Annotated in this window: 3 protein-coding genes and 1 pseudogene; 1 reads left to right on the plus strand and 3 read right to left on the minus strand. The window is 71.8% G+C overall.

All coding sequences use genetic code 11. From position 1 onward, the window contains the following. The 3 genes and pseudogenes from WBL05_RS04475 to WBL05_RS04485 all read right to left on the minus strand — a co-directional run. Nucleotides 1–1768: pseudogene (locus WBL05_RS04475) on the minus strand (multicopper oxidase domain-containing protein); the annotation flags it as partial. Further along, nucleotides 1749–2876, minus strand: a complete 1128-nt coding sequence (locus WBL05_RS04480) for a hypothetical protein (protein WP_424224030.1) — start codon at nucleotides 2874–2876, stop codon at nucleotides 1749–1751. The pseudogene WBL05_RS04475 and the gene WBL05_RS04480, both read right to left, overlap by 20 nt. A 26-nt stretch (nucleotides 2877–2902) precedes the next feature. Next, nucleotides 2903–3205 carry a DUF2249 domain-containing protein gene (locus tag WBL05_RS04485; protein WP_424224031.1) on the minus strand — a complete coding sequence of 101 codons (303 nt, stop codon included), beginning with the start codon at nucleotides 3203–3205 and terminating at the stop codon, nucleotides 2903–2905. 64 nt (nucleotides 3206–3269) lie between these two features. Here WBL05_RS04485 and WBL05_RS04490 point away from each other — a divergent pair. Further along, nucleotides 3270–3814, plus strand: a 545-nt coding sequence (locus WBL05_RS04490; protein ID WP_424224032.1) for a hypothetical protein, incomplete at its 3' end; no start/stop codon positions are given.

Raw genomic sequence — 3814 nt, forward strand, 5'->3', positions numbered from 1 at the left:
GGCCGGCGCCGTGCTGGCTGGCCCCGTGCTGGCCGTGCCCGGCGTCCGTCCCGTTGCCGTCGGCCGCGGCGTCCTGCCCGCCCACCACGACGTCGAAGACCATGCCCAACTGCCGGTGCCCGGCAATGGTGCACCAACCCTGCACCGACTCACTGATCACGCCCAGGTCGAGTTCCGCGCGCTCACCGGGCATCAGCCGTGGGGTGGCGCGGCCACCGACGGTGAGGTCGTGCACGTTGGTGGGGTCGTCGTTCACCAGTTCGATGACCACCTGGTCACCGGGGTCGACGGTGACCCGGTTGGGGGTGAACACCATGTCCCGCGCGCTCACCTGGACCCGCACGACCTGCCCGGTGGCCTGCACCTGGGAGCGGCCGGGCCATTGGGCGGTCGGGGTGAAGCCGGCCGCGGCCGGGTCGACGCCGATGCCGAGGGTCACTGCGAGGCTGAGAACGCTGAGCGCGGCGACCAGTTGCCCGCTCGACCACACCTTCGTCGGTTCCTCCGGCGGCTGGACCGGTGGCGCCACCGAATCTTCCGAGCGGTCGTGCCCCGGGGTTCGCCGGGCGGCCAGGCCGGCGCGGATGCCGAGCACCATCAGCGGCACGAAGGCGGCCAGCGCTGCCAGCCCGACGAGGGAAACCGTGCCGCGCACCCACTCGGGCACCGGGAGCAGCAGGAGCAGCAGCGAGGCGTTGACCAGCACCAGCCGGATGGTGGTGCCCTTGTTGAACCAGGCCAAGGCGGCCCGGTTTGCGGCTGGCCCGCCACCCAGCACGGTGGGGATCAGGTAGCTCAGGGCCCCGATCAGCAGTTGGGCGGCCATCCCGGCCGCGAAGACCCCGGCGATCGGTGAGAACCGGGCGGTGATCGCGGCCCAGTCGGCCGACCGCACCAGCAGGACGCCGACCCAGACCAGGCCGACGACCGCCCAGGGCAGGGCCGCCCCCACCGATGCGGGCCCGAACTCACGCGGCGGTTTGGTGCGCAGTGGCTGCCAGAGAGCGCGTCCCCACCACAGCACGCCGGCCAGGTAGCCGGCCAACCCGGCCGCCGCCAGCCACATCTGCCCAACCAGGCCACCGGTGATGACGAGAGCCAGGCCGGCGGCCAGCACCGGCAACGCCTGGCGGGCCAACCGGTCGGCGCGGTCGTCGATCCGGGTGCGCAGCAGGGTCGGCCAGAAGGTGACCAGGGTGCCCATCACCGTGAAACCGACCCAGCCGAGGATGTTGGACATCGAGTGGGCCAGCAGCAGCCGGCCGTGCCAGGGGTCGTCGGGCACCCGGGCCAGGGTCGCGCCGAACGAGGCGCCGAGGATGAGGCTGATGGCGGCGGCGATGTAGTAGCGGATGGTGGCCCGGAACCGGCCGGGCAGCGCCCGGCGCAGCATCCGGAAGATCGTCCAGCCGTGCCAGCCGACGGCCACCATCGCCAGCGCCGCGCCGGCCAGTGTCAGCCCCCAGATGCCGGTCGGGACGCCGACCAGCACCAGCGACGTGCCGACCAGCAGCAGACTGATGCGGCGGGACTGGTCGCGCCGGCCGTGCTCGGCGGCGGGCAGCCTTAGCAGCGCCTCGCAGAAGTAGAAGCTCCAGACCAGGATGGCGTGACTGAGCGCGCCCAGTAGCACCAGGTGCACCAGCAACCAGTCCGAGGACGGCACCCAGCGGTGGGCGATGGCCACGCCCGCGGCGGCGACCAGCCAGAACACCGACGGGAAGTCACGCAGCGGCCAGGTGCCGCGGCTAGTTGCGCTTCGGGCCAACGTGGGTCACCACCAACAGCACACTGACTATCAGGAAGACCACCATGGCGAGCACGGTGATCACCGATCCGGCCTGCCAGAGCAGGTCGCGGCCGGTGAGGCCGCCGGTGACGCGCACCACCATGCCCAGGTGCAGCATCACCAGCGGCAGCCAGCTGACCGGGCGGTACGGCAACGGCCGGCCGAGCACCGCCGGGAAGATGATCGGCGCGTGGGCCATGATCATCGACACCGCGAAGCCGAGGAAGGTGCCGTGGATGACGATGTCGTAGCTGGTGGTGGTGGCGGGGAATCCGGCCACCAGCCAGGTGATGCCAACCACGCCGAGCCAGGAGTAACCGGCCAGCAGGGCGGCGGCGTTGTAGCGGCGCAGCCCGTCGGTGCGGACGAATCGGCGGGCCACGTCATCGCGGGCCAGCCAGGCCGCGAACCCCAGTACCACCAGGCCGAACGCCCGCATCCCGAGGTCTGGCCAGAGCATGCTGGCCAGGGTGGTGACGACCAGGGCGGCCGACAGCGCAACCAGTCGTCCGGGCGCCTTCGGCCCCATGGTGATCTGGGCCAGTTCGGCGCGTTCGGCGCCGATGGTGAGCACAATGAAACCGATCAGGAAGGTGATCAGGTTCTCCACCCCGATCAGTAGCCACAGCGCCGCCGCGCACAGCGCGAGCACCGCGGACAGCACCTGCACCGCCACCATCGCCACCGGTGCGCGCCGCCACAGGGCGACGTAGACGGCGATGAACAGCAGGCAGCCCTGCACCAGCAGCAGCTTGCCGAGCAGCGGCGGGGCGCCCGCCACCAGCGTCAGGCTGCCGGCCGCGAGTACCGCGGGCGCCAGGTAGCCCCACCGGCGTCCCAGCGACTGGGCTCGTTCCAGCGCGATGACGGTGCCCAGGAATCCGAGCACCATCACCATGCCGTGCAGGCCGGGCAGCCGGGCCGAGTCGACCGGCGCCCAGACCCCGACCAGCAGGAGTGCCGCGTCCAACCCGGCGAGCAGGCTCACACCGCCGAGCGCCAGCAGCACGAGTCGTCCGCGGGCGGTTCGGCGCGGTGCGCCGGCCGGGGTGACGGCCGGACGCTGCGGGCTTGCCAGGGAGGTCATCGCGTTGGCCGCGGCAGGTCCGATGATCAGGCGAGTGCGCTGATCTTGGTGAAGCGGACGCGAACCGCGTCGGGGGTGCGGTCGACGTAGTCGTACTTGACGGTGTCACCGAACACGTCGGACACCTGGGCGAGCAGCGGCTTGGGGTCGTGCGGCGCGATCAGCACCAGGTCGGCGCCCGGCTTCAGGCTGCTCAGCGCACCGAGGATGGCCCCGTGCCGGATCGCGTGGGCCAGAAGTCGGGCGTCCAGTTCTACAGTGGCCTCATGGGAGGCGCCGCACTGGCAACCACCCTGCCTGGCCTCGGTGACGGGGATCTCGGTCGTCATGGGCTATCTCCTATCGGGGAATATCTACAGGGATGAACTGTAACAAATCTAGTAGGATGAGCGCGTGAACGGCAAACCTGTCCATGGGCCCGCCCCGGTCGCGGCCCCCGCCCGGGAGTTGGGCGCTGCCCGGCGCCGGGTGCTGGCGATCGTGGCGGACGCCGCGGCCGGCTTGACGGTGAGCCAGGTCGCCCAGCAGTTCGGCGGCCATCCGAATGCCAGCCGGGCACACCTGGAGGCACTGGCCGCAGACCAGTTGCTGACGAGCGCGTCCGGCCAACCCATTGGCCGGGGGCGGCCCGCCCGGCGGTACCGGATCACCCCTGCGGGCCGGCGGGCACTGTCCGGCCGATCGGGCAGCGACTACCGGGAACTGACCCACGCCTTCGCGGCCCTGCTGTCGGCGTCCGGGGACGCCGCGATGGCCCGGGAGGTGGGACGGCTGTGGGCGAGCGAACTGACCAGGTGGGATACCGACGAGGAGTCTGGTGCGGACCCTGAGGAGCGGTTGCTGCGGCTGCTGGCGGCGCTCGACTTCGGGCCCCAGCGGCGCCCGGACGGGATTCTGCTGCGCACCTGCCCGTTCGTCGAGGAGGCCCGGCTCAATCC

The sequence above is a fragment of the Brooklawnia sp. genome, assembly GCF_049651565.1.
Taxonomy (GTDB): Bacteria; Actinomycetota; Actinomycetes; order Propionibacteriales; family Propionibacteriaceae; genus Brooklawnia.

Coding starts and splice junctions, on each gene's coding strand:
- WBL05_RS04485 (WP_424224031.1), bottom strand. CDS start 3,205: ATGACGACCGAGATCCCCGTCACCGAGGCCAGGCAGGGTGGTTGCCAG.
- WBL05_RS04480 (WP_424224030.1), bottom strand. CDS start 2,876: ATGACCTCCCTGGCAAGCCCGCAGCGTCCGGCCGTCACCCCGGCCGGC.